The organism is Paraburkholderia sp. SIMBA_027 (assembly GCF_046535315.1).
Lineage (GTDB): Bacteria > Pseudomonadota > Gammaproteobacteria > Burkholderiales > Burkholderiaceae > Paraburkholderia > Paraburkholderia tropica.
This window is the reverse complement of the sequence record NZ_JAWRWY010000670.1, coordinates 1-269: the sequence shown is the minus strand read 5'-3', so window position 1 is coordinate 269 and position 269 is coordinate 1. Positions and strand designations below refer to the sequence as shown.

The window sequence follows — 269 nt, the reverse complement described above, 5'->3', positions numbered from 1 at the left end:
GCGCCGCCTTGTGATCGGGCTGCAATTCGAGAGCCTTGGTGTAGTAAGTCAGCGACGTGTCGTAGTCGCCGGTCATGCGCAGCGTGTAGCCGAGCAGGTTGTAGACATCGGCCTGCTGGTTATCCTCGGCGAGGCCGCGCAATTCCTCGAGTGCGCCCTGATAGTCCGTGGCAGCGATCTTGGCGCGGACGGAAGTGAGGTCCGGACCGTCGCCGGTTTCCATGTTGTCGACGGCAAAGGCGGGCATCGCCGTCAATGCCGAGATGGCC

Annotated in this window: 1 protein-coding gene; it reads right to left on the bottom strand. The window is 63.2% G+C overall.

All coding sequences use genetic code 11. The features are described 5' to 3' along the window. Positions 1 to 269 (bottom strand): tetratricopeptide repeat protein (locus SB764_RS40695; protein WP_410866855.1); only part of this gene is annotated, 269 nt, incomplete at both ends.